Here is a 24423-nt window from a genome sequence, read left to right as displayed (position 1 = left end):
TTTATCCTATATGAATCTTTAGAACCAAACAGCGCGCCACAAATTTGAACTTATGTTGCGCCAATTATTGAAGAGAAGTCCGGCGGGCCATTTGCCCACAGCCCCTCAAATATGGGTTTTCGACGATGCGTTTCAAACTCTCAATTCCGGCATGGCTCCCGATTTTTGCGATGATGGCGTCTTTTATGGCGGCAAGCCCCATCATTGCGGCAAGCGCGCAGGAAGATCCGACCGGCCTCGAAGACGCACTGCCGACCGAGCAGCTTTCACAGGTCAAGATCGTCGGTTTCGGCGACAGCCTCATGGCGGGCTATCTGCTGCCGGCCAATGCCGCCTTTCCGCAGCAGCTTGAAAAGGCACTCAACGACAAGGGTGTCGAGGTTTCGATCGAGAATGCGGGCGTGTCGGGTGACACGACCACGGGCGGGCTTTCGCGCATCGACTGGTCCGTTCCCGATGGCACCGATCTGGTCATCCTTGAACTGGGAGCGAATGACGCGCTGCGCGGCATCGAACCCGACATTACCGAAAAGAACCTCGATGAGATGCTGGCGCGCCTGAAGCAGCGCGGCATTTCGGTCATTCTTGCCGGCATGATGGCCCCGCCCAACATGGGCAAGGACTATGCCGCCAAGTTCAACCCGATCTATCCGAAGCTGGCACAGAAATATGGCGTGCCGCTCTACCCGTTTTTCCTCGACGGTGTAGCAACCAAGAAGGACTTTCTGCTCGAGGACGGAATGCACCCCAATGAAAAGGGCGTCGAAACGATGGTGTCTAACTTTATGCCCACTATCGAAAAGAGCCTGACAGATATGCAAAACAAGGGGACATCGGGAGGCTGACGCCGGTCGGGAGCATAAACAGCTTGCTCCCGGACTCAAACTTTGATTCGCTGCAGTTGCATCAACTTAACCGAATCAATTCGGCAGGCACGATGCACTGACTCTCTAGGCTAGAGTGTCCTTTATGCATCCTTTGGATGCCCGGCGCTCTGGCATGGAACGCTTCGAGGAGGATGCCTTATGCCGCGTCTTTTCACTGCCCTCGAAATCCCGCGCGACGCCGCGCTTTCGCTCTCGTTGTTGCGAGGCGGTCTTCCCGGCGCACGTTGGATTGATGTCGAAAACTACCACATAACGCTGCGTTTTATCGGAGATGTGGAAGGCCACGTGGCCGACGAGGTTGCCAATGCGCTTGATCGCGTGCGGCGGCCGGAATTCATGCTCAACCTGTCGGGTGTCAATGCTTTCGGTTCCAAAAAGCCGCACAGCATCTATGCGGGTGTATCCCCCTCGCCTGAGCTCAACGCATTGCAGGCGGAAATCGAACGGATCTGCCGGCGACTTCACATTCCCGCTGACCCGCGCAAGTTCACGCCCCATGTGACACTGGCGCGGCTGAGAAATCCCCGCATCGAGGATGTGGTGCGCTATCTCTCCTCACGTGGCAACTTCGCGACGCTGCCCTTCAAGGTGGGACGGTTCGTGCTGATGTCGTCACGCGATTCCGTCGGTGGCGGACCTTATATCGTGGAGGAAGCCTGGCCTTTGGTTGCCCGTTCCGGCCAGAACTGGTCGGCAAGCGCGATGGAGGCTGCCAGAACCATCCGGTAAACCTTTTCGAAGTCCCCGACCCCGCCATAATAGGGATCGGGGATTTCAACTGCCCGTCCTTCTGCAATCTCCGTGAAAAGCCCGATATGCGCGCTTGCATTTGCGGGCCTGCGCTCAGCGATCATCCGCATATTGTAACGGTCCATCCCAAGGATCAGGTCAAAACGGCTGAAATCACCGGCGATGAGCTGGCGGCAGCGCTGTGCGGAAATATCGAGACCATGATGCGCTGCAACGCTGATGGAGCGCTCGTCCGGCTCCTCGCCGGTATGATAGCCATTGGTTCCGGCAGAATCGACCAGCACATGGCGGATGCCCCGCTTTTCCAGCACATGCCCCATCACGCCTTCGGCAAGCGGAGAACGGCAGATATTGCCTGCGCAAACGAAAAGAATGCTGGTCGGGGCTTGTGCGGCTACGGATACGATCACGGAACTCTCGCGCTCATGATAAGTTAGTTCAGGAACCGCAACATAGGCAAAAGACGATGGCACGCAACCGGCTGACAGAAAATGAACTGAACGAAGCGCTCACTGAACTGGATGGCTGGCAGAAGGTCGACGGACGCGAGGCGATTGCCAAGAGCTTCAAGTTCAAGGATTTCAATGCCGCCTTTGGCTTCATGACGCGCGCAGCGCTCCATGCGGAAAAGCTCGATCATCACCCCGAATGGTTCAATGTCTACAACCGCGTCGATGTTACGCTCGCCACCCATAGCGAGAACGGCATTACGGAACTCGACATCAAGCTTGCGCGCAAGATGAATGCGATAGCCTGAATTTAGAGCATTGAAATATAGACGTAAATCTTCCGGCGATCATAATTAAAGCTGCCATCTGGATTGCGGCTGGAATAGGGTAGAACGCGGGTAAGATTGATGCGATCCTGCCAGTTCTGCCCGAGTTTGCCGCCATGGACGCCGCGGATATGGACATCGCCAAGCGAAATGGCGGCATGGAAAATATGTCCCGCCTGAACATCATAGAAGCCGATTGCTCTGCCGAAGGGCAGCGCCGAATAACCGTTCCATTGTTCGCCCGCCCTGAAATTCAGGATCGGTATCCAGTTCTGGCTGGATGTGCCGCGCAAAGTGTTGAGCGAAATTCCGGCTCCGAAGAGAAACCGCAGATAGACGGCGGCATCGTAGCATCCCGCCTCCGACAGATCGACGGTGATGTAATTATCTTCGCTTCCAGCAGCCAGTAGCTGGTTGCCGCGAAACAGCCGTGTTGAACGGTCGCTGCGGATGAAATTTTCCCCATAGCCGGTCAAATGCATCAAAACCTCCATTCGTTCGGCATCGCTCCAGCGCGGTCCAAGCCGTTTGGTGAGCAATCCGGTCGAATCTGTATTTTGGGGATTTGACGGGGGCGTTGTAGCTGATGGTTCTTGCAGGATAGGACTACGGGGAAATCGAACTGGCCTTGCAAGAGCGATACAAACTCCCCATTTTTTACCGGTCAGAACCCGCATTCGACGATTGGAATCGGGACGACAGGAGTTGAACGAGAATGGATGACGTCAGAATCGGTGAAATCCTCGAACCCGGCAGCGAGAGCGAATTCAAGAAGCGCAGCGAACGGGTGAAGAACGGATTCTGGAAGGCCGCGCGCCGCGCCGGTCGCATGGTGCCATTCATGGATGAGGTGGTGGCAGCCTATTACTGCGCGCTCGACCAGAGGACCCCAACCCGTGTGCGCATGACCCTGATGGCGGCGCTCGCCTATTTCGTCCTGCCCTTCGACGCCATTCCCGATATTCTGGCCGGTATCGGCTTCACAGATGACGTTGCTGTGCTGATGGCAGCGCTGACAGCCGTTCGTGCCCATATCACACCGGCGCACCGGCTGGCCGCGCGACAGGCACTTGAGGATGAGGGAGCAAGGGAATAGCGGCGGCTGATCACAGCTATGTGATTCTGGCTACTTTGCTTCAATTGCCCCCGCTTTTTTCCTTATTTCCCTAGTTCCGACATCCTATTCCCCTTCAACATATTGCCTTAATCCCCTGCTGCCTTATTGCCTTATCCCCACGAACACACTCTCGCCGCTTTCTTTTAATTCAAGTGGAGCCAAGGGATGGCGGGGCGACTTAGCTGCTCATTCAAGTTTTCTTTCGAAACTTCACCGTTTGGTAACCCAGATTAAGGCAATTTAATCGGCAACTGAGCGGGACGGCGTGATGAACGGCGGCATCCCGATATTCAAGTTTGAAGCAAACGAAAGAGAACCGGTAAAAACCAATGCTTGGAAAATCGATCGTCGCGGCTTCTGTGTTCATGATTGGGATGGCGGGTTCGGCACTCGCCCAGACCCCGAGCCAGATCAGCCAGTTCAATGCCTGGGGCGCCTACAGCTATCAGTCGGGCAACGGCAAGGTCTGCTATGTCCTCTCCGTACCGACCCAGAAGGCTCCGGCCAATGTCGATCACGGTGACAACTTCTTCCTCGTGAGCCAGAAGCCCGGCCAGAACATCTCGTTCGAACCGCAATTCATGGCCGGTTACGACCTCAATACCAATGCCAAGGTCGTCGTCTCCATCGGCAACCGCAACTTCAACATGTTCGTCAACGGCAAGTCCGGCTGGATGGAAAATGCAGCGGAAGAGCCGCAGCTCATCGCAGCCATGCGCGGCGGTTCGGAAATGAAGGTGCAGGCACAGTCGAAGCGCGGCACCAAGACCAACTATACCTATTCGCTGAAGGGTATTTCGGATGCGCTGAAAGCCATCCAGAAGTGCAAGTAATCCTCGCGATCGGACAACTTTCAAAGCCGGGCTTGCGCCCGGCTTTTTCTTTTGCAGCCTTGCTCCCCGCCGTCATGCATAGCAGACCGGATTTCATGTGGCCGGATTTCATGTGGGATGACGAATGCGATATTGTGTGCTAAGAGCGCGCGCAACAGGGGTCGCAAAGCCAAGTGACGGACCCTATTTATCCATGCATTCGGGCCAGATTATCTGGCGAAGCTTATCGACGCGCTTCAGCCGTCGTCTCCAACAGTTGAAAACAGATGTCCATTTCGTTCGACCTTACCATTGATGATACGCGCGACCAGCTTGCCCGCCATGCGCGCGCCAGCCTGGAGGCAAAGCCGTCGCTCATCGGCATGTCGCGCGAGGAAATGGCCGAAGCGCTGATCAAGGCCGGTGTGCCCGAGCGTCAGGTGAAGATGCGCATCAGCCAGCTCTGGCATTGGCTCTATGTGCGCGGCGTTTCCGATTTCGCCGACATGCGCAATATTTCCAAGGATTTGCGCGCCATGCTGGCGCAGCATTTCACCATTGCGCGGCCTGAAGTGGTCGAAGAACAGATTTCGCAGGACGGCACCCGCAAATGGCTGTTCCGTTTTCCGCCGCGCGGCGCAGGCCGTCCGGTCGAAATCGAAAGCGTCTACATTCCCGAAGAAGGCCGTGGCACGCTCTGCGTTTCCTCTCAGGTCGGCTGCACGCTGACCTGCTCGTTTTGCCATACCGGCACGCAGAAGCTGGTGCGCAATCTGACCTCTGAAGAAATTCTGGCGCAGCTTTTGACCGCCCGCGACCGGCTCGGCGATTTCCCGGACAAGGATACGCCCGACGGCGCCATGGTTCCCGCCGAAGGTCGCAAGATCACCAATATCGTGATGATGGGCATGGGCGAGCCGCTCTATAATTTCGAGGAAGTGAAGAAGGCTCTGCTGATCGCCTCCGATGGCGACGGCCTGTCTCTCTCCAAGCGCCGCATCACGCTTTCGACCTCCGGCGTCGTGCCGGAAATCTATCGCACCGGTGACGAGATCGGCGTCATGCTCGCCATTTCGCTGCACGCCGTGCGCGACGAACTGCGTGACATTCTGGTGCCGATCAACAAGAAGTATCCGCTAGAACAGCTCATCAAGGCCTGCCGCGAATATCCGGGCCTGTCCAACGCCAAGCGCATCACCTTCGAATATGTGATGCTGAAGGACATCAATGACAGCCTTGATGATGCCAAGCTGCTGGTGAAGCTTTTGCAGGGCATTCCGGCCAAGATCAATCTGATCCCGTTCAACCCGTGGCCTGGCACCAATTACCAGTGTTCGGAATGGGAGCAGATCGAGAAATTTGCCGATTATGTGAACGCAGCTGGCTACGCATCGCCGATCCGCACCCCGCGCGGTCGCGACATTCTCGCAGCCTGCGGCCAGCTTAAGTCGGAATCGGAGCGCATGCGCAAGAGCGAGCGCCTTGCACTCGAAGCCATGATGATTGCCGGGCATGGTGAATAACGGGGTGAATAAACCGATTAGTGAGCGCGCTTGAACGATACTTTCGATTACATAACGCGCTTCGCCATCGTGGTATTCGGCTATTGCTGCGGTGTATTGACGGCAGGCTGGTTTCTCGCCGCCATCCTTTTCCGCACCCTCGGGATCGGTTCCTTCATGAATGATTTCGTCATGATGGCAAGCGATGCGGATGCCGGTTCGCTCTTTGCAGCCACCAGCTTCTGGAGCGCCGTCTTCGTTGGCGGTTTTGCCATTGCAGCCATGGCTGGCGGATTCAGCTTTGTGCCCGCACTCATCCTCATCATTCTGGCTGAAGCGCGCGGTTACAAATCGTCCCTGTTCTATTGCGTTGCGGGCGCCCTGATCGGGCTTGCCGCCGCAGGCGCATCGCTTCCATTCAGCGATGGCCGGAGCGTGCCGGAAAGCTCGCTCTGGATCGCAGCCATTGCAGGTGCCGGCGTCGTCGGCAGCTTCGTCTACTGGCTGCTGGCAGGGCGCAATGCCGGACGGCTTTTATCCCGGCCGGCTGAATAAGGATTTACTTTGCCTGTGCTGTGATGATCTTCAGCGCGAAGGCCGAGAATACGCCCGCAAACATCCAGTCCACGATGCGCGTCACGGTCGGGTTCTTTTTCAGGAGCCCGGCGAAACGATCTGCCGCCACGACCATCGGAATGGTGAAGGGCAGCGCCATCGGAATGAACGACAGGCCGAGGAAGAACAATTTACCCATGGCATGCGGGTCATGCGCGGAGACGAACTGCGGCAGGAAAGTCATGTTGAACAGGATGATCTTCGGGTTCAGAAGGTTGATGCCAAGACCGGTCAGCCAGTTCTGGAACAGCGTATGCTTCTTGCCGCCATTCTTTTCCGGCGAGAAGGCCGATCCCTTGCGGATCGCCTGTACGGCCAGCCAGACCAGATAGCCCGCGCCCACCACTTTCAGCGCCGTAAAGGCTGCGGGAGACGCCAGAATCAGCGCCGAAAGGCCGAGCGCCACCATGGTTGTGTGAATGACGATGCCGGTGCTGGCGCCAGCCATGCAGGCAAAACCTGCGGCCTTGCCTTCGGACAGGGCGCGCCCGACGAAAAGCGTCATGTCGGGGCCGGGCGTGATGGAAAGGATCGCGGTTGCTATCGCGAACTGGACAAAAATCGTCCATTCGGGAATGAAGGTCAGGTTTGTCAGAAAAGACATCGAAATGTGCTCCAGGAGATGGCGCACGCTAGAATAATTTCCGGGCAAATGAAACAGTGGAATGGAGACAGAAATGCTGCTGATCGTGGGGACCGTCCGCCTGCCGCCGGAAAACCTCGCCAAAGCGCGTGAAGCCATGCAGCGCATGATCTCCGCCAGTCGGGCGGAGGATGGCTGTGTGGACTATGGCTATGCCGCAGATATTCTCGAACCGGGTCTCATCCATGTGAAGGAGATGTGGCGCGACCGTGCTTCGCTCGACCGGCATTTTGCCTCCGCCCATATTGCCGAATGGCGTGCGGCCTGGCCTGGGCTTGGTATTGGCGACCGCAATCTCGTTGTTTATGAAGTCGGCGAACCACAGATCACGTAATACCAAAACTCGATGAGTTTGACTCATCGAGTTTTGGTTAAGCCCGTGCGGCGACTGAGCATTTTCAGGGCGTGATGCGTTAGCATCTCAGCGCCCTGGTATAATCCGCATGAGTTTTCGCGATAAGTCTCGGCTTGCACGCGGCTTGGCAACTGCTAAAAGAACTACGGACAAATTTTGGGCGCCGCTCTGGAGCGCCTGATGAGACGGAAGTTTATTATGAGCAAGTGGAAAGACGTTAAGAAAGTCGTTCTCGCCTATTCGGGCGGCCTCGACACCTCGATCATCCTGAAGTGGCTTCAGACGGAACTCGGCGCAGAAGTTGTGACCTTCACTGCCGATCTCGGTCAGGGCGAAGAACTTGAGCCAGCCCGCAAGAAAGCGGAAATGCTGGGCATCAAGGAAATCTTCATCGAGGACGTGCGCGAAGAATTCGTGCGCGATTTCGTTTTCCCGATGTTCCGCGCCAATGCCGTCTATGAAGGCGTCTATCTGCTCGGCACCTCGATTGCCCGTCCGCTGATCTCCAAGCACCTGATCGAAATCGCCAGGAAGACCGGCGCCGACGCAATCGCGCACGGCGCGACCGGCAAGGGCAACGACCAGGTTCGTTTCGAGCTTTCGGCCTATGCGCTGAACCCGGACATCAAGATCATCGCCCCATGGCGCGACTGGTCGTTCAAGAGCCGCACGCATCTGCTCGAATTCGCTGAACAGCACCAGATCCCGGTTGCGAAAGACAAGAAGGGCGAAGCGCCGTTCTCCGTCGACGCCAACCTGCTGCACTCCTCGTCCGAGGGCAAGGTTCTGGAAGATCCGGCTGTCGAGGCACCGGAATATGTACATATGCGCACCATTTCGCCGGAAACTGCGCCCGACAAGGCAACGATCATCAAGATCGGCTTTGAAAAAGGTGATGCCGTTTCAATCAATGGCGAGCGCCTGTCGCCTGCGACGCTTCTTGCCAAGCTCAACGACTATGGCCGCGACAATGGCATCGGTCGTCTCGACCTCGTGGAAAACCGCTTCGTCGGCATGAAGTCGCGCGGCGTCTACGAAACGCCGGGCGGCACGATCCTGCTGGCAGCACACCGCGCCATCGAATCGATCACGCTCGACCGCGGTGCGGCGCACCTGAAAGATGAGCTGATGCCGCGCTATGCGGAACTGATCTATTACGGCTTCTGGTTCTCGCCGGAACGCGAAATGCTGCAGGCGGCAATCGATCACAGCCAGCGCCATGTCGAAGGCGAAGTCACGCTCAAGCTCTACAAGGGCAATGTGATGGTGATCGGCCGTGAATCGGACAAGTCGCTTTATTCCGACAAGCTCGTCACCTTCGAAGACGATCAGGGTGCTTACGACCAGAAGGACGCCGCAGGCTTCATCAAACTCAATGCACTGCGCCTGCGCACGCTTGCTGCGCGCGATCGCAAATAAGCATATCCAATCCGGACAAAAGCCCGCCTTCCGGCGGGCTTTTGTTTTTAGAGCGGGACGTGAATTTTGTCTTTCTATCCGGCCCTGCCTGTCTGCATTCTGCTCGGCATCTATCTACTGATCCGCTGCATACCCATTCTGTGGAAAATGATCGTGCCGGATGTCCGTCACCAATTTGCGGGTAACGCCCGGCCACATATCTTTCATTTGCCGAAAGCCGGGCGCTACGCGATCAGCATCGTGTTTCCGCCGTTTACCGTTCTCACCGGAACAGCCTATTTCTCAACGCAGTTCGCGATCAAGGCGCGCGCATCTGGCGCCCTTATTGCCTATCATTCCACAAGCCGTTTTCTGTTGAGCGTCCGGCGGACGGACATGCGCGGCAATGCTTCTCACGCTTTGGGTTATTTCGACTGCACGACACCCGGCGACTACGAAATCACCTGCCTGACGCCTGAAAACATCAAGGCGAATTTCCGGCTGGAAATAACGCCCCATATTTCTTTCCTGAAACTCGCGCCCGCCATCGCAGGGACTATTCTTGCCGCTGGAATGAGTGTGGGCGGGACGATTGTCTTCGTGCTCTGGATGACCGGCAGGATCGCATGAGATCAAGCGGCGTGTCTTATACCCGCGAGCATCTTTTCCTCGCCGGGGCGCAAGGTCAGCACCCGCACGCCATTTGAGGTGACTGCGACAGTATGCTCAAACTGCGCTGACAGTTTTCCGTCACGCGTCACCACCGTCCAGCCGTCCTTTTCGGTCTTCACCTTGGCCGTTCCCTGATTGAGCATCGGCTCGATGGTGAACACCATGCCTTCGCGGAGACGAACGCCGGTGCCCGGCTTGCCGAAATGCAAAACCTGCGGTTCCTCATGCATCTCGCGGCCGATACCGTGGCCGCAATATTCCCGCACGATGCTGTAATCATGCCGCTTGGCGTGACGCTCGATGGCATGGCCGATATCGCCCAGCGTCGCGCCGGGTCGCACGGCAGCAATCCCCTTCCACAAGGCCTCATAGGTCACACGGACCAGCCGCGAGGCAAAGGGAGCAACGTCACCGACCATGTAGGTCTTGCTGGAATCGGCGATATAGCCGTCCTTTTCCAGCGTGATATCGAAGTTGATAATCTCGCCGTTTTCAATGATCTCGTCATTCGACGGCATGCCATGGCAGACGACTTCGTTCTTGGAACTGTTCAGCACATAGGGAAAATCATATTGCCCCTTGCTGGCAGGCCGTGCCTGCAATTCGCGGGTAATATAATCCTCGACCAGATCGTTGACCTGCATCGTGGTCATGCCCGCCAGCGGCGTGCGGTCGAGAAGCGTAAAAACGGAGGCGAGCAGCGCGCCGGATGCCGCCATCTTTTCCACTTCGGTAGGGGTTTTGGTCATGACGACTGCACAGTAAGAACGGGCAGCTCGACCTGTGCTGCGCGCAACTGCATCTGCACGATCTCGTTGAACGACAGGTCGGGATGGGCTTGTGCCAGCATGCCGATCTTCATCCAGTATTCAGCCTGCGCATTGATCGAACGGCACATGACGTCACTCGCCTTGCGCAGTTCCTCATGCAGTTCATCGCCGATTTTCACGATACCCATAGCATTGTCCAGACCATATAGTTCATATACGGATCATATATAAACCGTATATATCTATCGATCAAGCTCTCCACTGTTCCTGCTCAAGCAATCAAAGTCACTTGCATTTAGTATGGTGCCATACTATAAGTCGCCGTATGGAAATAATCGAGCAAAAGCACCACGCCCTTCTGAGCGAAATGGAACGCCGGCACAGCCCGTCCACCGACGCGCTGAAAGCCTGCTTTGAAGTTTTGTCACTTGCTGCGGCCATTGACCGGGATTGCGCCAACCGGCTTGCACCGCACAAGCTTTCGGAAGGCAAGTTCGTCCTGCTGTTTCTGCTGCACAATGCGCCCGACGGCCTCTCGCCGCACGAGCTTTCAGAACGCGCAGGTGTCACGCGCGCCACCATCACCGGCCTGCTCGATGGGCTGGAGCGTGATGGTTTCCTCAAGCGCCATGCAGACACGCAGGATCGCCGCAAGCTGACTGTCCGGCTGACATCCGAAGGGGGGCTGCTGGCGCAACAGCTTTTCGAACAACATACCGCATGGATTGCAAGCCTGATGAGCGATCTCTCATCAGGTGAACAGCAGCTTCTCAGCACCTTGCTGCGCCGCATCTGGAGCCGCACCGATGCCGGTCGCTCTTTCAAGATCAATGAAACCCTAAGGGATATGACATGACCTATTACCTCGCCGAGCTTTATTCCCCGAAATCGAGCTGGCACACGCTTGATGCTGAAGGCAGGCAGGCCTTTTTTGAGAAAGTCGACGCGGGTATGGGCGGGCTTGGCGCGCTCGGTATCGAGGCTTTGGCATTGGGTCCCGTTGACGCGACAAAGTCTTTTGCGCCCAGCCAGAGTTTCTTCGCCATCTGGCGTTTCCCGGATGAAGCAGCTCTCGACATGCTGATTGCCGGGATCACCGCCACCGGCTGGCATGATTATTTCAACACGATCAATGCAGCGGGTGCAGGCACCGACCTTCCCGGCCATCTGGCGCAACTGGCAGGCGTGCCTTTCAGGGACGCCGCCTAATCCAAAACCACTATCGCGATGATAGAGCGTATCCCGAAAAGTGTGAAACGCCTACGCAAGGAAATCAGTCCACTGGACTGATTTCTGATCCCGCTTGACTCTTGCCTCGCTCGATTCAATACTAGAACATATAGAGAACAAAAAGATGGAATCTAGACGTGAGCGGCATCGACATCGCGGCGCTGCGGCGCATGGTTACGACCATTGAAGGCAACGATCCGCAAGGCAGTTTTGCAAATCAGGGGCAAACGGGCTTCGGGCGGGCGCGCAGTTTCACGCTCGGCCTTGCCGGAGCGGATGCTGCCTTTCCGCATGGCCTTGCAGGCGACGCGCTGCATGAGGTTTTTGCCGAAAACCCCGGCGTGCATATGGCTGCGACCGGCTTTGCGCTCGCCTTTGCCGCCCGTGCGGCAGAACGCGCCGCAGAACGCGCCATAGAGCCTCGTCGCCCGATTATCTGGATCGAGGAAGAAAGTGCTGCAAGTGAATATGGCGGGCTTTATCCGCCGGGACTTCATGCCTTCGGGATCGATCCGTCGCGACTTCTGATCGTGCGCTGCCCCACGGCACAGGATGTCCTGAAGGCGGCAAACGATGCGCTGGAAGCCGGAACCGGCGGCAAGGCTTCGCATCTTGTTTCCGGTGTCGTCGCCTCGGTGACAGGCCAGCCGAAATGCCTCGACCTAACCGCTTCGCGTCGTCTGCTTCTGGCAACCGAAACCGCGCAGCTGCCCGTCATTCTGCTCAGGAGCCACCGGACAGGCGTGCAGAGCGCTGCCGTCAGCCGCTGGCGGGTAGCGCCCGCGCCGTCCCGTTCAAGTGGAGCAAATGCACCCGGCAAGCCTGTCTTTTCGGCGGTTCTGGAGCGCAATCGCCACGGCACATGCGGGCAATGGATCATGGAATGGAACAATGAAACCCTTGAATTTGGTACAAGAGAACGGGATGGCAGAACGTCTGTTTCTCGCCCTCTGGTTTCCGTTTCTGCCGACCGACCGGCTTCGCCGCTCCGCTCCGCATGAGGACAAACAGAAACTGCCACTTGTCGTCACCGAACGCACGGCCAATGCGCTGCGCCTGACAGCAGTGGATGCCGGAGCGGCAAAGCTCGGCCTTTTTCCCGGTATGGCACTGACGGATGCGCGCGCCCGCGTGGAACGGCTTGAAGTGGCAACGACAGCACCGGAACATGATGCGGCATTGCTCAAGCGTCTTGCCCATTGGTGCGAACGCTACACGCCGCTTGTCGCCTTCGATGAGCCGCATGGGCTTATGCTCGACATAACCGGCTGCGCGCATCTTTTTGGCGGGCTCGACGCCATGCGTGTGGATGCAATCCGGCGTCTGGAACGGACCGGGCTTGGCGTTCAGGCGGCGATTGCCGATAACAGTTTTGCCGCGCGGCTTCTGGCACGGGGAACGAAGGGCGGTGTTTTCAGCAGGGCGGAGGCCGACCGGCTGCTTCCCCGCCTGCCGCTCTCCGCGCTTGAACTGACGCAAGCTGCCGAAACCGGCCTCAAGCGCGCCGGATTGAAACACATCGGCGATGTGATGGGGCTTCCGCGTGCCGCACTCACCGCCCGCTTCGGCACCGATCTTGCCACCAAACTCGACCGGCTGGCGCGGCAGGAGCGCGCGCCGATTTCCCCCATGCGCATCATGCCGCTCAGTACCGTCGAGCGCCGCCTGTCAGAGCCGGTTACCGCAATGGAACTGGTCGAACGCATCTTGCAGGAACTGGCGCAGGAGCTTTTTACACAGCTTGAACCGGAGGGCAAAGGCGCGCTTCTGATTGAAGCCTCCTTCTTCCGTGTCGATGGCGAAGTGCGTCATATCCACATCGAGACCGGCCAGCCCTTGCGCAGCGACAAAGTTTTCCTGCGTCTTGCGCGTGAAAGGCTCAACGCCTTGACCGACCCGCTCGACGCCGGTTTCGGCTTCGACATGATCCGGCTGGCAGCACTGCGCAGCGCGCCAATCGCCCAGCGCCAGACGGGGCTCGACCAGCATGAGGAAGATGAAGCGGGGTTTAGTCAGCTTGTCGACCGGCTTTCAGCGCGGCTTGGACAGAACCGCGTTCTCGTCTCCTTTTCGCGCAACACGCATATTCCCGAACGGGCCTTCGGCCTGCGCCCTGCCCTATACACGGATGGCAAGGGCGAAGCCGATTATGAGAGTGCACCAATGCTTCCCGGTGACCCGCCTGCGCGCCCCATAAAACTGTTTCGCCCGCCGCAGTTGATCGAAAGCGTGGCGGAAGTGCCCGACAGTCCGCCTTCGTTTTTCCTGTGGCGGCGGGTGCGCCATCATGTGCGCCTTGCCGAGGGGCCGGAAAGGATCGAACCGGAATGGTGGCTCGCAATCGGTCACACGGTTCCGGAACTGCGCGATTATTACCGGGTGGAAGACGAGAACGGCCAGCGCTTCTGGATTTTCCGCGAAGGCCTTTATGACGGCGCCAATCATCCGCGCTGGTTTTTACACGGACTGTTCGCGTGATGACACCCTATTTTGAAATGGCTGCTGCCAGCAATTTTTCCTTCCTGTGCGGCGCTTCGCATCCGCAGGAACTGGTAGCGCGTGCGCATGAGCTCGGCCTGTCCGGTATCGGCATTGCCGACCGCAACACGCTGGCCGGTGTGGTGCGGGCACATGCGGCATGGAAGGATTTTCGCAAGAAAAGTGATTTCCGGCTTTTCATCGGCTGCCGCCTGTCCTTCACCGACGGCACGCCGGATATGGTCATTTATCCGCGTGATCGTCCGGCCTATGGGCAATTGTGCCGCCTGCTGACGGAGGGCAAGGCACGCGCCGCCATCAAGGGCGAATGCCACCTCGAATGGAGTGATCTGCTGTTTCGCGCCCGGCAGTTCCAGATCGCGGTCTTTGCGCCTGAAGACCACGAGCCGGATTTTGCCGCGCGCCTGACCGAGATTGCGCAAGCTGCCCCCGGCTCGGTCTGGCTGACGCTCACCATGCCGCATCAGGGCCATGACGGGCGCCGGGCCGAACGCATCGCCCGCTTTGCAGCCGAAGCCAATGTGCCGCTGCTCGCCACCAATGACGTGCTTTATCATCATCCTGACCGCCGCGCGCTTCAGGATGTGCTGACGGCAACCCGCCACCACACGACTGTTTTCGCAGCCGGACGACTTCTCGAAAAGAATGCCGAACGCCATCTGAAGCCGCCCAAGGAAATGATGCGGCTGTTCCGCGACTACACTGAGGCCGTCGAGGCCACCGCTGATTTCGTCGCGCCCATCACCTTCCAGCTTGATGAGCTAAAATATGATTATCCCGACGAGCCGGTGCCGCCCGGCAAGACGCCGCAGCAGCATCTGCATGATCTCACCTGGGAAGGTGCCGCCCGTCATTACGGCGCTAACAGCGTCCCGCCGAAGGTGCAGGCGCTGATCCACAAGGAACTGGCGCTGATCGAAAAGCTGCAATATGCGGCTTACTTTCTCACGGTTTATGACATTGTGAGCTATGCCCGCTCGAAAGGCATTCTGTGTCAGGGGCGCGGTTCGGCGGCCAATTCCGTTGTCTGCTTCTGCCTTGGCGTCACCGGTGTAGACCCGACACAGGTTGACCTCCTGTTCGAACGCTTTCTTTCGGTCGAGCGAAAGGAACCGCCGGATATCGACGTCGATTTCGAGCATGAGCGGCGCGAAGAGGTGATGCAATATGTCTATGACCGCTACACTAGAGATCGCGCGGCCATTGTCGCAACCGTCATCAGCTATCGGTCCCGCAGCGCCATTCGCGATGTCGGCAAGGCGCTGGGGCTGACTGAGGATGTAACGGCAGCGCTCGCCAATACGGTCTGGGGCATATCGGGCGGCGGCATCGACAAGCAGCATATCAGACAGGCGGGTCTCGACCCCGACAATCCCATCATCCGGCGCGCGGTGGAACTGGCCATCACGCTGATCGGCTTTCCGCGTCATCTGTCGCAGCATGTCGGCGGCTTTGTGCTCACCCGCGACCGTCTGGACGAGACCGTGCCCATCGGCCCGGCGGTAATGGACAAGCGATCTTTCATCGAATGGGACAAGGACGATATCGACGAGGTGGGGCTGATGAAGGTGGATGTGCTGTCGCTCGGCATGCTCACCTGCATCCGCAAGGCTTTCGACCTCATTCACCAGCACAAGCCGCAGCTTTATGGCGGCGAAAAGCTGACGCTGGCCAATCTGCCGCGCGAAGATGCAGTCGTCTACGACATGCTGTGCAAGGGGGATTCACTCGGCGTGTTTCAGGTGGAAAGCCGCGCCCAGATGAACATGCTGCCGCGGCTGCGCCCGCGTAAATTCTATGACCTTGTCATCGAGGTTGCCATCGTACGGCCCGGTCCCATTCAGGGCGATATGGTGCATCCTTATCTGCGGCGGCGAAACGGACAGGAACCCTGCACCTTGCCATCGCCAGCGCCGGAGTACGGGCCGCCCGACGAGTTGCTACAAATTCTCGGCAAGACCAAGGGCGTGCCGCTGTTTCAGGAACAGGCGATGCGCATTGCCATGGAGGCTGCAAAATTCACACCGGATGAGGCCAACCAGTTGCGCCGCGCCATGGCCACTTTCCGCAAGATGGGCACCATCCATACGATGGAGACAAAGATGATCGAAGGCATGGTCAATCGTGGCTACGACCGGACCTTTGCCGAAAACTGCTTCAACCAGATCAAGGGTTTCGGCGAATATGGTTTTCCCGAAAGTCATGCGGCAAGCTTTGCCCATCTGGTCTATATTTCCGCGTGGATCAAGTGCCACCATCCGGAAGTATTCGCCGCCGCACTTCTGAATTCCCAGCCCATGGGTTTTTATGCCCCCGCCCAGATTGTGCGCGATGCCCGCGAACATGGCGTGATGGTGCTGCCCGTCGATGTGAACTTCAGTCACTGGGATAATATGCTGGAGGATACGCTCGATATCCGACCGGCGCTCCGGCTCGGTTTCCGCCAGATCGACGGGTTTTCCAAACGGGACACCGAACTCCTGATTGTCGACCGGCAGGAGCCTTACCGTACCATCGAGGACATGCATCGACGGCTCCGGCTCGACCGGCGCGCCTTCACGCTTTTGGCTGATGCCGATGCCTTCGGCTCGCTTGACATCGACCGCCGCGCAGCACTGTGGGCCGTGCGCCGTCTGCCCAATAACGAAACACTGCCGCTGTTCCGCGCCGCCGCAACCAGCGAACTGGCGGAGGAACCGCGCACAAAGCTTCCTGAAATGACTGCATCCGAACATGTGATTGCCGATTACGAGACGACGCGGCTCTCGCTGAAAGGGCACCCGCTGCAATATCTGCGCGAGGGTCTGGCAGCGGAAGGCGTTTCAACCTGTCGCGCAGTGCAGGAAGGTGCCGACGGACGCCGCATGAAAGTGGCGGGCGTCGTCACCGTCCGCCAGCGCCCCGGCAGCGCCAAGGGTGTGGTGTTCCTCACCATCGAGGATGAAACCGGCATCGCCAATATTGTCGTCTGGCCGAAGATCATGAAAGCATTTCGCCGCGAAGTGATGGGTGCGCGGCTGATCCATATCGAAGGTCGCCTCCAGCGCAGCCCCGAAGGGGTCGTGCATCTGGTGGCGTCAAAGCTGCAGGACCGTTCGACAGCATTGATCGAAATGAGCGGACGCGAAGCGCAGCGCCTCGTCGCTCCATCCCAGATGGCGCATCATCCGCGGAATGTAAAAATCATGCCGAACTCGCGAGACTTTCATTGAACAATCACGCGCTCCGAAGCCCGTTCGCTATTTTGGCTATGACGCGACGAAAATGGTGCAATTCGAGAACCGGAGCGGAATGTACATTAAGGTACATGAGCACCGGAAGCGCAGAAGTGCGCCATTTGCAGACCGTCAGAGCCGAAATAGAGCGGGCTTCAGTTCCATGCGCCAACGAAAAACACCGCACAATAATGCAGTGCCGCGCCCACCACGACAAAGCCGTGCCAGATGGCATTCTGAAACCGCAGGCGCTCCCAGACATGGAAGATCACCCCCAACGAATAGACCATGCCACCGGCTGCAATCAGCCAGAAAACGGCTGGCGGCAGCGATTGCACCATGGTGTCGTAGACCATGACGCCGCTCCAGCCGAGCGCCAGATAAAGCAGGATCGACAGCCGGTCGAAACGACCCGGCATGAACAGTTTCAGCATGATGCCGACGAAAGCCACGCTCCAGACGAAAAGAAGCAGCGGCAGAGCGCGGCCGCCCATATGCATGGCAAAAGGCGTGTATGTTCCGGCGATCAGAAGATAGATCGCCGAGTGGTCAAAACGGCGCAGGAACCATTTGGTCGGCGAAACCGGCCAGATATTGTAGACAGCCGAAATGCCGAGCGCTGCCAGAAGGCTTGCGAGATAGACACCCGACGAAATCGAGGTCGCTGCAGGCATGTTCGGCAGGAAATAGATCAGCATGGCAATGGCGCCTGCAAGCGCCAGCCCGACACCCAGAACATGGATGACGCCATCGGCCCACAATTCGGCCCGGTCATATTTCCATTTGACTGGATGAGGCAGTCTTACATTCATGAAATTTCCCTGTCGTCGGTTCAGGACAGGAAACTGCCATCACTTTGCAGCGTCAAGATGACAGTTAGTTTATTGCCCCGCCGATGCGTAGGAAGCCTGAATGGGAGCGACGCCGGGGAGCGGTGCTGCCCCGCCTTCCGGCAAGGATGCCGGTTGGATGGAGGCGGCTGCGTCACGGGTCGGGCCGTTGCGCTTCCAGCTTCCGTCGAGGCCGGTTTCCTGCAACAGTCCCTTGCGCTTGGCATCGTAATAATAGCCCCGCGCATAATAGCGGACTGCCTGGCTTTCGTCACCGCCGGCGACCTTATAGGCACCGGACAGATAGCGAACCGCATATTTCAGATTGGTTTCCGCATCGAGCAGACCCTTGGCCGCGCCCGTATAGCCCATGCCGCGCGCAGTCGGATGGCTGATCTGCATCAACCCCCAATAAGGTCCGTTGCGGGCGCCCGGATTGAACCGGCTTTCGCGATGCACGACCCGGCGCACAAGGCGTTCCGGCACGTCATAGGCGACGGAATATTTGGTGATCAGCGCATCGAGTTCTTCCGGCGCATGATCCGGCGTCTCAAACGCCATATTGGCAGCAACGGATGCCGGCGAAGCGGCAGCCTGCGCACCGGCATAGGCCATCATCGGTTCGGACTGGCCACGAATGCCGGGAATGGGAACAACGGCAGGCAGGACCGGATCGGAAGGATCGGTCACGGCTGCGACAGTCTGCGTTCCGGCAGCAGCGCCCGCATCGGCAGTCGCCGTGCCTGCGGTATTGGCCGTGGCACGGGCAGCGCTGCCCGCTGCGGGAGCGGTCTGGCTGGAAGTATCGGTCTGCGTGATCAGCGCCGTTTTCACGGGCTTGCCGTCATTGGTGGTGTTGCAGGCGCTGAGCGCCACGGCACAACCAAGAAGCATGAGGCCCTTGCGGACCAGACCAGCGGAGGAAGAAGAGGAAAGCGCGTAACGCATGACCGGATCCGTTCTCAGGAATCGAAATCTTTTTCGATGCGTTTTTCAAGCTCGACCAGATCTTCAGGCAGAGGCAAACCACTGGCCCGCAGCGTATTGAGCTTCTCGCGAACCGTTTCACGGATTTCATGAGCGTCTTGCGGCTGATTCACCATTTGCTCGAAAAGCAGCGCAATTTCCGCCTTGATGTCCTCGAATGCCATCCAGATCCTCTTGGCTTTACGGACATCGGAAAGCGCCCGTTTCAGTCAATATTCTTTCGGTCGATGAGGATCATGTACCATGCAAAAGACGGCAAACGGAAGCGCTAAACGTCGGGGCTCTGCCAAAATGAATATTTCAAATGGTAACAAAAAGATTAACGCACTCACAAAATGCGCGACGACACTGCATCTACCACATTGAAATCAAAAGCAAAAATACCGAGATCATCGAAGTCCAGACCGCCGTTTGGATCGAAGAGATAAATGCTCATCCAGACGAGCGCGATCACGAGCACAATTGCCAGAATCATGAGAATCAAAAGGCGTCGCCCGAGCGCGGTCTTGCGACCCGCTCCTTCCGGCGGCTGTTTGGCCATAGTCAATTGCTGCCTTGTTCAATCGTCATTGGTCGCGTTCAGTTCATCCGGCGGTGTGCCGTGTTCGGGCTCCGCCGACAGATAGCCCTCACGCACCAGCCATTTGCGCAGGATAAGGGTCATCGCCTCGGTCTGGTTGAGACCAGGATGCTTTTCGGCGATGAAGCGCTCCAGAGCGTCGTGCACGTCATCAGGAAGATAGATGCTCATTCAGGCTCCTCCACGTGAAGAGAATCAGACTACGGTAACGGTGAGGGTTGCCACGCCGTCGACCTTGCCTTCCAGACGGTCGCCGTGCTTCACCGGTCCGACGCCCGCAGGCGTACCCGTAAAGATAAGATCGCCGGGTTGCAGCTCAAAGAGCGAAGACAGGTAGGAAATGGTTTCCGCCACCTTCCAGATCATCTGGTTGAGGTCGCCCGACTGGCGGGTTTCGCCATTGATGGCGAGCGAAATCGCAGCCTTTTCCGGGTGGCCGATTTCCGACACCGGCACGATGGCCGAACAGGGTGCAGAGTGCTCGAAAGCTTTTGCGACTTCCCACGGGCGCCCGGCCTTCTTGGCCACGGCCTGCAGGTCGCGACGTGTCATGTCGATGCCAACGGCGTAGCCATAAACATGGTCCAGCGCCTTTTCGACAGCAATGTCGGTACCGCCGGCCTTCAGCGCCACCACAAGTTCGATCTCGTGATGCACGTCCTCGGTCTTCGGCGGATAAGGGAAATCACCGCCTTCGATCACGAGGCTGTCCGGGTTCTTCTGGAAGAAGAAAGGCGGGTTGCGAGTCGGATCACCGCCCATTTCGATGGCGTGATCGGCATAGTTCTGGCCGACGCAATAGATGCGGTGCACGGGAAAGCGCGCGTCCGTTCCCTTCACAGGCAAAAAAGGCTGCGGGGGCGGCGCAAAAACATAAGTCGTCATGGGGAACTATTCCGGTCGGAAACTGATGAAGCGATTTTTCCCATCATGCAGACGCAAGCGCATCGCCGCAACCCTTGAAAGGTGCAATTCCCTGTTATCGCCCGTCCGAGACCACGACAAAATCCGCCTTGCGCGACTGCGCTACCACGAGTTCGGCATTGGGAATGTCGTTGGAAAGGGCGCGGTTTCGGGCGGTTTCGGCGTCGAAGCCGAAGCTGAGCCAGCGCTCGTTCAGGCGGCGCTCCAGCTCTGCAAAGGGCACATCCAGATAGAGCGTCATGTCGAAAAAGGGAGCAATCTGCGCCCATGGTTGCTGATCGAGCAGCAGATAATTGCCTTCGACCAGAAGCACGCGATGCTCCGGGCCGACCACGGATGCCGCAGCGCGGGACAGCTCCAGAGAACGGTCGAAAACCGGAATGAAGATTTCGCCCTCTGCCTGTTTCAGTCGCTGCAGCAACACCGCAAATCCGGCGCAGTCGAAAGTGGGCGGCGAGCCCTTGCGGCTCAGCAATCCACGCTGATCGAGAATCCCGTCATCAAGATGAAACCCGTCCATGGGCACGACGATGGACGGCGTTTCGCCGCCCTTGTTGATGGCATGGAGCAGATAGTCGGAAATGGTGGATTTTCCGGCTCCCGGCGGGCCAGCAATGGCCACGATCAGACGCCCGTCGGTTTCCGCCAGCCGTGCAAGAATTTCCGAAGGCAGGGCTTCGCGCTCAATAGGCGTCATGTCCGGTTTCCGTGATTCGTCCTGTCACCGTGTTAAAGGCGCAGCAACCCTGTTCAAGCGCAAGTGGTCAAGCCGCTTCCTTCGGTCTCATCGCCCCGGTCATCAGCGCCACGGCATCCGACATGGAATATTCCTTCGGGTCGATGACCGTCAGGCGGCGTCCGAGCCGGTGAATGTGGATGCGGTCAGCAACCTCGAACACATGCGGCATGTTGTGCGAGATGAGCACGATGGGCATGCCGCGCCGCTTCACGTCCTGAATGAGTTCCAGCACGCGGCGCGATTCCTTGACGCCAAGCGCGGCAGTCGGCTCGTCCATGATGACCACCTTGGAGCCAAAGGCAGCGGCGCGCGCCACCGCAACGCCCTGACGCTGGCCACCCGAAAGGGTTTCCACCGCCTGTCCGATGTTCTGAATCGTCATCAGGCCCAGTTCGGACAGTTTTTCGCGCGCGATCTTTTCCATCGCACCGCGATCCAGCATGCGGAACAGCGAGCCAAGCGGTCCCTTGCGGCGGATTTCGCGGCCCAGAAACAGATTGTCGGCGATGGAAAGCGCGGGCGACAGGGCAAGGTTCTGATAGACCGTCTCTATGCCCGCCTGTCGCGCTTCCATCGGTGAATGAAAGCTGACCGGCTTGCCGTCGAGCAGGATTTCCCCTTCATCCGGCTTGATCGCGCCGGACAGCGCCTTGATGAGCGAGGACTTGCCCGCGCCATTGTCGCCGATGACCGCGAGGATTTCGCCGGGATAGAGATCGAAGTCGGCATGATCGAGTGCGGTGACGCGACCATAGCGCTTGACCAGACCTTTGCCAGACAGAACAGGCGTGGTGTTCGTTTTCATGCGGCAGCCTTTCTGATCCACTGGTCGATGGCGACGGCGGCAATGATGAGAACACCGATCAGGAGATAGGTCCATTGCGGATCGGTGCCCCACAGGCGCAGCCCCAGCGAAAACACGCCGACGATCAGCGCACCGAACATGGTGCCCAGAATGGAACCGCGTCCGCCGAACAGCGAAATGCCGCCGATCACCACTGCGGTGATGGATTCGATATTGGCGAACTGGCCTGCGGTCGGCGATACCGAACCGAGACGGCCGATCATCGCCCAGCCTGCAAGCGCGCAGATGATACCGGCCAGCACATAGACCGACATGAGGATCGGCTTGACCGAGACACCGGAAAGCTGTGCCGCTTCGGGATCGTCGCCAATGGCATAGACGTGCCGTCCCCAGGCGGTGTGGTTCAGCACATACCAGAACAGCAGAACCAGAAGCACCATCGCAATGACGCCATAGGTAAAGACCGCGCCGCCAAAGCGGATGCTCTCGCCGAAGAATTGCAGGATGGGTGCCTCAGCCGTGATTTCCTGCGCGCGGATCGTCTCGTTGGCGGAATAGAGGAAGTTGGTGGCAAGGATAACCTGCCACATGCCAAGCGTCACGATGAAGGGCGGAAGGCGGACATAGGCCACGAGAAAGCCGTTGATGAAGCCGCACAGCGCGCCCGTGGCAAAGCCACAAAGAATGGACAGTTCGGCGGGAAGCCCATAGCGAAAGGTGAACTGGCCCATCACCACCGACGACAGGACCATGATGGCGCCGACCGAAAGATCGATACCTGCGGTCAGGATCACAAGCGTCTGCGCCACGGCAATGATGCCGGTGATGGCGACCTGTTGCAAAATGAGGGTCAGTGCGAAGGCGGAGAAGAACTTGCCGCCAAGCGTGATGCCGAACACCAGCAGCGACAGGACGAGCACGATCAGCGGCACGGCAGCGGGATTGTGATGCAGGAAATTCCGCATCCGATAAAGCAGCGACTGGTCGCCCGCATCGAAAGAGGCGACATCAGCCGCGCTCTGCGCCAGCGTCTTTTCATAGTCCTGCATAGACGGTTTTTGTGCAGCGGAAGCCGCCTGTGGCTCACTCATGTCTGTCTCCTGCCTTCACCTGCAGAAAGGTCCGGCAAATCTTCCGATCTGCCGGGTCCGAGTTTCAGAAAGGGGATCAGCCCCAGCACTTGTCGAGTGCGGTCTTCGTGTCGATGGACGGAACGCCCTCCACCGGCTTGTCGGTGACAAGCGACACGCCGGTATCGACGAAGTCCTTGCCTTCGGTCGGCTTCGGCTTTTCACCCGTATCGGCAAACTTCTTGATCGCCTCGATGCCGAGTGCGGCCATCTGCAGCGGATATTGCTGCGAGGTCGCGCCGATCACACCGGCCTCGACATTCTTCACGCCGGGGCAGCCGCCATCGATGGAAACGATCAGCACGTCTTTTTCGCGACCGACGGCCTTCAGCGCCTCATAGGCACCGGCGGCGGCAGGTTCGTTGATGGTGTGGACGACATTGATGTTCGGATCCTTCTGGAGAAGGTTTTCCATCGCGCGACGTCCGCCTTCTTCGTTGCCATCGGTCAGGTCGCGACCGGCAATGCGCGGATCATCCTCGTCACCGAGCTTGGTCTTGTCTTTCGGGTCGATGCCGAAACCGGTGGCAAAACCCTGATCCCGCAGAACGTCGACGCTCGGCTGCGACGCGGTGAGGTTGAGAAAGGCAACCCGCGCATCCTTGGCCTTGTCACCGAGTGTTGCCGCTGCCCATTTGCCGACCAACTCACCGGCCAGGAAATTGTCGGTTGCAAAGGTTGCGTCCGCCGCATCGGCAGGCTCAAGCGGCGTATCGAGCGCGATGATGAGCTGGCCCGCATCGCGTGCCTTCTGCAGCGATGGCACGATGCCCTTGGTGTCGGAAGCCGTGATGAGAATGCCCTTGGCGCCATCAGCAATGCAGGTTTCGATAGCTGCAACCTGGCTTTCGGAATCGCCGTCGATCTTGCCCGCATAGGTCTTGAGATTGACGCCCAGCTCCTTCGCCTTGGCGATAGCGCCTTCCTTCATCTTGACGAAGAACGGATTGGTATCGGTCTTTGTGATGAGGCACGCGCCGACATCGGCGGCATTCGCTGGCCCAGCAACAGGCAACGCGGCAGCGCCAAGCGCTAAGGCAGCAAAGGCTGCCGACAGAACTGTCTTCTTCATGGACTCCTCCCAGATTGAAACCGGTCCTCTTCCCCCGGCAGAAGAGAAGCAAAACACGGCTTCAAAACAGAGTCAATTAATAAATCCACTTGATTTATTAATATGCTGTGTCACTC

At 58.3% G+C, this 24423-nt stretch carries 30 protein-coding genes; 15 read left to right on the top strand and 15 right to left on the bottom strand.

Translation table 11 applies throughout. The features are described 5' to 3' along the window. Window positions 1-125: 125 nt before the first annotated feature. A complete protein-coding gene (locus FG152_RS04935; protein ID WP_071632868.1) occupies window positions 126-845 on the top strand; it encodes an arylesterase in 720 nt (239 codons plus the stop codon). Window positions 846-1025: 180 nt separating this feature from the next. After that, window positions 1026-1616 (top strand): RNA 2',3'-cyclic phosphodiesterase, encoded by a 591-nt coding sequence (gene thpR, locus FG152_RS04930; protein WP_010657900.1) that lies wholly within the window; start codon window positions 1026-1028, stop codon window positions 1614-1616. Here thpR and FG152_RS04925 read toward each other — a convergent pair. Continuing rightward, window positions 1526-2047 (bottom strand): low molecular weight protein-tyrosine-phosphatase, encoded by a 522-nt coding sequence (locus FG152_RS04925; RefSeq protein WP_375849044.1) that lies wholly within the window; start codon window positions 2045-2047, stop codon window positions 1526-1528. The two genes, thpR and FG152_RS04925, sit on opposite strands and share 91 nt — an antisense overlap. 56 nt (window positions 2048-2103) lie before the next feature. On the opposite strand from FG152_RS04925, the gene FG152_RS04920 reads away from it, so the two are divergent. Beyond that, window positions 2104-2394 carry a 4a-hydroxytetrahydrobiopterin dehydratase gene (locus FG152_RS04920; protein WP_010657898.1) on the top strand — a complete coding sequence of 97 codons (291 nt, stop codon included), beginning with the start codon at window positions 2104-2106 and terminating at the stop codon, window positions 2392-2394. Window positions 2395-2396: 2 nt separating this feature from the next. Here FG152_RS04920 and FG152_RS04915 read toward each other — a convergent pair whose 3' ends face one another. Continuing rightward, window positions 2397-2894, bottom strand: a complete 498-nt coding sequence (locus FG152_RS04915) for a hypothetical protein (protein WP_454502818.1) — start codon at window positions 2892-2894, stop codon at window positions 2397-2399. 233 nt (window positions 2895-3127) lie between these two features. Here FG152_RS04915 and FG152_RS04910 point away from each other — a divergent pair, with 233 nt between their 5' ends. From FG152_RS04910 to FG152_RS04895, 4 genes are all read left to right on the top strand, one after another. Beyond that, window positions 3128-3508 (top strand): YkvA family protein, encoded by a 381-nt coding sequence (locus FG152_RS04910; RefSeq protein WP_010657896.1) that lies wholly within the window; start codon window positions 3128-3130, stop codon window positions 3506-3508. 350 nt (window positions 3509-3858) lie between these two features. After that, window positions 3859-4362, top strand: coding sequence for an invasion associated locus B family protein (locus FG152_RS04905; RefSeq protein WP_010657895.1), 504 nt, complete (start codon window positions 3859-3861; stop codon window positions 4360-4362). 266 nt (window positions 4363-4628) lie between these two features. Continuing rightward, window positions 4629-5864 carry a dual-specificity RNA methyltransferase RlmN gene (gene rlmN, locus FG152_RS04900; protein WP_498985393.1) on the top strand — a complete coding sequence of 412 codons (1236 nt, stop codon included), beginning with the start codon at window positions 4629-4631 and terminating at the stop codon, window positions 5862-5864. Between the two features lie 30 nt (window positions 5865-5894). After that, a complete protein-coding gene (locus tag FG152_RS04895) occupies window positions 5895-6398 on the top strand; it encodes a hypothetical protein (protein ID WP_454502817.1) in 504 nt (167 codons plus the stop codon). A 4-nt stretch (window positions 6399-6402) separates the two neighbouring features. On the opposite strand, the gene FG152_RS04890 is transcribed toward FG152_RS04895, so the two are convergent. Beyond that, on the bottom strand, window positions 6403-7062 hold the full coding sequence (locus FG152_RS04890) for a LysE family translocator (protein ID WP_010657892.1): 660 nt from the start codon (window positions 7060-7062) through the stop codon (window positions 6403-6405). Window positions 7063-7135: 73 nt separating this feature from the next. Here FG152_RS04890 and FG152_RS04885 point away from each other — a divergent pair, with 73 nt between their 5' ends. The 3 genes from FG152_RS04885 (at window position 7136) to FG152_RS04875 (ending at window position 9484) form a co-directional block, all read left to right on the top strand. Then, on the top strand, window positions 7136-7435 hold the full coding sequence (locus FG152_RS04885; protein ID WP_342061613.1) for a putative quinol monooxygenase: 300 nt from the start codon (window positions 7136-7138) through the stop codon (window positions 7433-7435). Window positions 7436-7654: 219 nt separating this feature from the next. Then, complete coding sequence (locus tag FG152_RS04880; RefSeq protein WP_040129026.1) at window positions 7655-8875, top strand: argininosuccinate synthase; 1221 nt, start codon at window positions 7655-7657, stop codon at window positions 8873-8875. Between the two features lie 66 nt (window positions 8876-8941). Next, window positions 8942-9484 carry a hypothetical protein gene (locus FG152_RS04875; RefSeq protein WP_235817683.1) on the top strand — a complete coding sequence of 181 codons (543 nt, stop codon included), beginning with the start codon at window positions 8942-8944 and terminating at the stop codon, window positions 9482-9484. A gap of 2 nt (window positions 9485-9486) precedes the next feature. Here the strand turns inward: FG152_RS04875 and map are convergent, their stop codons facing one another. Both map and FG152_RS04865 read right to left on the bottom strand, forming a co-directional pair. Continuing rightward, window positions 9487-10275: a type I methionyl aminopeptidase gene (map, locus tag FG152_RS04870; protein ID WP_454502816.1), complete on the bottom strand. Its 789-nt coding sequence runs from the start codon at window positions 10273-10275 to the stop codon at window positions 9487-9489. Further along, a complete protein-coding gene (locus FG152_RS04865; RefSeq protein WP_454502815.1) occupies window positions 10272-10484 on the bottom strand; it encodes a ParD-like family protein in 213 nt (70 codons plus the stop codon). Before FG152_RS04865 ends, map begins: the two co-directional genes overlap by 4 nt. Before the next feature lie 137 nt (window positions 10485-10621). Here FG152_RS04865 and FG152_RS04860 point away from each other — a divergent pair, with 137 nt between their 5' ends. The 5 genes from FG152_RS04860 (at window position 10622) to FG152_RS04840 (ending at window position 17237) form a co-directional block, all read left to right on the top strand. Beyond that, entirely contained in the window at window positions 10622-11152 is a 531-nt protein-coding gene (locus FG152_RS04860) for a MarR family winged helix-turn-helix transcriptional regulator (protein ID WP_071632864.1), read from the top strand. Then, on the top strand, window positions 11149-11505 hold the full coding sequence (locus tag FG152_RS04855) for a DUF6616 family protein (protein ID WP_071632863.1): 357 nt from the start codon (window positions 11149-11151) through the stop codon (window positions 11503-11505). Before FG152_RS04860 ends, FG152_RS04855 begins: the two co-directional genes overlap by 4 nt. A 158-nt stretch (window positions 11506-11663) precedes the next feature. After that, window positions 11664-12527, top strand: coding sequence for an ImuA family protein (locus FG152_RS04850; RefSeq protein ID WP_375849041.1), 864 nt, complete (start codon window positions 11664-11666; stop codon window positions 12525-12527). Further along, on the top strand, window positions 12463-14004 hold the full coding sequence (locus FG152_RS04845; protein WP_375849173.1) for a Y-family DNA polymerase: 1542 nt from the start codon (window positions 12463-12465) through the stop codon (window positions 14002-14004). Before FG152_RS04850 ends, FG152_RS04845 begins: the two co-directional genes overlap by 65 nt. Next, window positions 14004-17237, top strand: coding sequence for an error-prone DNA polymerase (locus FG152_RS04840; protein ID WP_498985390.1), 3234 nt, complete (start codon window positions 14004-14006; stop codon window positions 17235-17237). The genes FG152_RS04845 and FG152_RS04840 overlap by 1 nt, the downstream gene beginning before the upstream one ends. 158 nt (window positions 17238-17395) lie before the next feature. Here the strand turns inward: FG152_RS04840 and trhA are convergent, their stop codons facing one another. From trhA to FG152_RS04790, 10 genes are all read right to left on the bottom strand, one after another. After that, complete coding sequence (trhA, locus tag FG152_RS04835; RefSeq protein ID WP_375849038.1) at window positions 17396-18052, bottom strand: PAQR family membrane homeostasis protein TrhA; 657 nt, start codon at window positions 18050-18052, stop codon at window positions 17396-17398. 69 nt (window positions 18053-18121) lie between these two features. Continuing rightward, entirely contained in the window at window positions 18122-19018 is an 897-nt protein-coding gene (locus tag FG152_RS04830) for a transglycosylase SLT domain-containing protein (protein WP_498985389.1), read from the bottom strand. Between the two features lie 14 nt (window positions 19019-19032). After that, on the bottom strand, window positions 19033-19221 hold the full coding sequence (locus FG152_RS04825; RefSeq protein WP_010657880.1) for a hypothetical protein: 189 nt from the start codon (window positions 19219-19221) through the stop codon (window positions 19033-19035). A gap of 164 nt (window positions 19222-19385) precedes the next feature. Next, window positions 19386-19598 carry a hypothetical protein gene (locus FG152_RS04820; protein ID WP_029926047.1) on the bottom strand — a complete coding sequence of 71 codons (213 nt, stop codon included), beginning with the start codon at window positions 19596-19598 and terminating at the stop codon, window positions 19386-19388. Window positions 19599-19616: 18 nt separating this feature from the next. Continuing rightward, window positions 19617-19808 carry a ribbon-helix-helix domain-containing protein gene (locus FG152_RS04815; protein ID WP_010657878.1) on the bottom strand — a complete coding sequence of 64 codons (192 nt, stop codon included), beginning with the start codon at window positions 19806-19808 and terminating at the stop codon, window positions 19617-19619. A 24-nt stretch (window positions 19809-19832) separates the two neighbouring features. Next, window positions 19833-20522, bottom strand: coding sequence for a fumarylacetoacetate hydrolase family protein (locus FG152_RS04810; protein ID WP_498985387.1), 690 nt, complete (start codon window positions 20520-20522; stop codon window positions 19833-19835). 94 nt (window positions 20523-20616) lie between these two features. Next, entirely contained in the window at window positions 20617-21258 is a 642-nt protein-coding gene (locus FG152_RS04805) for a nucleoside/nucleotide kinase family protein (protein ID WP_375849036.1), read from the bottom strand. Between the two features lie 67 nt (window positions 21259-21325). Further along, entirely contained in the window at window positions 21326-22105 is a 780-nt protein-coding gene (locus FG152_RS04800) for an ATP-binding cassette domain-containing protein (RefSeq protein WP_010657875.1), read from the bottom strand. Then, entirely contained in the window at window positions 22102-23196 is a 1095-nt protein-coding gene (locus FG152_RS04795) for an ABC transporter permease (protein WP_375849035.1), read from the bottom strand. Before FG152_RS04795 ends, FG152_RS04800 begins: the two co-directional genes overlap by 4 nt. A gap of 76 nt (window positions 23197-23272) precedes the next feature. Further along, window positions 23273-24307 carry a sugar ABC transporter substrate-binding protein gene (locus tag FG152_RS04790; RefSeq protein WP_498985384.1) on the bottom strand — a complete coding sequence of 345 codons (1035 nt, stop codon included), beginning with the start codon at window positions 24305-24307 and terminating at the stop codon, window positions 23273-23275. Window positions 24308-24423 lie beyond the last annotated feature (116 nt).

It is taken from the genome of Ochrobactrum sp. XJ1, from assembly GCF_024701725.1.
Taxonomy (GTDB): Bacteria; Pseudomonadota; Alphaproteobacteria; order Rhizobiales; family Rhizobiaceae; genus Brucella; species Brucella anthropi.
Note: the sequence above shows the minus strand (reverse complement) of the source record. Positions and strands in the feature narration are given on the sequence as shown.

Excerpts from the sequence above, each read along its gene's own strand:
- FG152_RS04830 (WP_498985389.1), bottom strand. The coding sequence starts at position 19,018 with ATGCGTTACGCGCTTTCCTCTTCTTCCTCCGCTGGTCTGGTCCGCAAG.
- FG152_RS04820 (WP_029926047.1), bottom strand. The coding sequence starts at position 19,598 with ATGGCCAAACAGCCGCCGGAAGGAGCGGGTCGCAAGACCGCGCTCGGG.
- thpR (WP_010657900.1), top strand. The coding sequence starts at position 1,026 with ATGCCGCGTCTTTTCACTGCCCTCGAAATCCCGCGCGACGCCGCGCTT.
- FG152_RS04790 (WP_498985384.1), bottom strand. The coding sequence starts at position 24,307 with ATGAAGAAGACAGTTCTGTCGGCAGCCTTTGCTGCCTTAGCGCTTGGC.
- FG152_RS04865 (WP_454502815.1), bottom strand. The coding sequence starts at position 10,484 with ATGGGTATCGTGAAAATCGGCGATGAACTGCATGAGGAACTGCGCAAG.
- rlmN (WP_498985393.1), top strand. The coding sequence starts at position 4,629 with ATGTCCATTTCGTTCGACCTTACCATTGATGATACGCGCGACCAGCTT.
- FG152_RS04840 (WP_498985390.1), top strand. The coding sequence starts at position 14,004 with ATGACACCCTATTTTGAAATGGCTGCTGCCAGCAATTTTTCCTTCCTG.
- FG152_RS04795 (WP_375849035.1), bottom strand. The coding sequence starts at position 23,196 with ATGAGTGAGCCACAGGCGGCTTCCGCTGCACAAAAACCGTCTATGCAG.
- FG152_RS04855 (WP_071632863.1), top strand. The coding sequence starts at position 11,149 with ATGACCTATTACCTCGCCGAGCTTTATTCCCCGAAATCGAGCTGGCAC.
- trhA (WP_375849038.1), bottom strand. The coding sequence starts at position 18,052 with ATGAATGTAAGACTGCCTCATCCAGTCAAATGGAAATATGACCGGGCC.
- FG152_RS04880 (WP_040129026.1), top strand. The coding sequence starts at position 7,655 with ATGAGCAAGTGGAAAGACGTTAAGAAAGTCGTTCTCGCCTATTCGGGC.
- FG152_RS04905 (WP_010657895.1), top strand. The coding sequence starts at position 3,859 with ATGCTTGGAAAATCGATCGTCGCGGCTTCTGTGTTCATGATTGGGATG.
- FG152_RS04805 (WP_375849036.1), bottom strand. The coding sequence starts at position 21,258 with ATGACGCCTATTGAGCGCGAAGCCCTGCCTTCGGAAATTCTTGCACGG.
- FG152_RS04920 (WP_010657898.1), top strand. The coding sequence starts at position 2,104 with ATGGCACGCAACCGGCTGACAGAAAATGAACTGAACGAAGCGCTCACT.
- FG152_RS04825 (WP_010657880.1), bottom strand. The coding sequence starts at position 19,221 with ATGGCATTCGAGGACATCAAGGCGGAAATTGCGCTGCTTTTCGAGCAA.
- FG152_RS04810 (WP_498985387.1), bottom strand. The coding sequence starts at position 20,522 with ATGACGACTTATGTTTTTGCGCCGCCCCCGCAGCCTTTTTTGCCTGTG.
- FG152_RS04915 (WP_454502818.1), bottom strand. The coding sequence starts at position 2,894 with ATGCATTTGACCGGCTATGGGGAAAATTTCATCCGCAGCGACCGTTCA.
- FG152_RS04935 (WP_071632868.1), top strand. The coding sequence starts at position 126 with ATGCGTTTCAAACTCTCAATTCCGGCATGGCTCCCGATTTTTGCGATG.
- FG152_RS04860 (WP_071632864.1), top strand. The coding sequence starts at position 10,622 with ATGGAAATAATCGAGCAAAAGCACCACGCCCTTCTGAGCGAAATGGAA.
- FG152_RS04910 (WP_010657896.1), top strand. The coding sequence starts at position 3,128 with ATGGATGACGTCAGAATCGGTGAAATCCTCGAACCCGGCAGCGAGAGC.
- FG152_RS04890 (WP_010657892.1), bottom strand. The coding sequence starts at position 7,062 with ATGTCTTTTCTGACAAACCTGACCTTCATTCCCGAATGGACGATTTTT.
- FG152_RS04800 (WP_010657875.1), bottom strand. The coding sequence starts at position 22,105 with ATGAAAACGAACACCACGCCTGTTCTGTCTGGCAAAGGTCTGGTCAAG.
- FG152_RS04815 (WP_010657878.1), bottom strand. The coding sequence starts at position 19,808 with ATGAGCATCTATCTTCCTGATGACGTGCACGACGCTCTGGAGCGCTTC.
- FG152_RS04885 (WP_342061613.1), top strand. The coding sequence starts at position 7,136 with ATGCTGCTGATCGTGGGGACCGTCCGCCTGCCGCCGGAAAACCTCGCC.
- map (WP_454502816.1), bottom strand. The coding sequence starts at position 10,275 with ATGACCAAAACCCCTACCGAAGTGGAAAAGATGGCGGCATCCGGCGCG.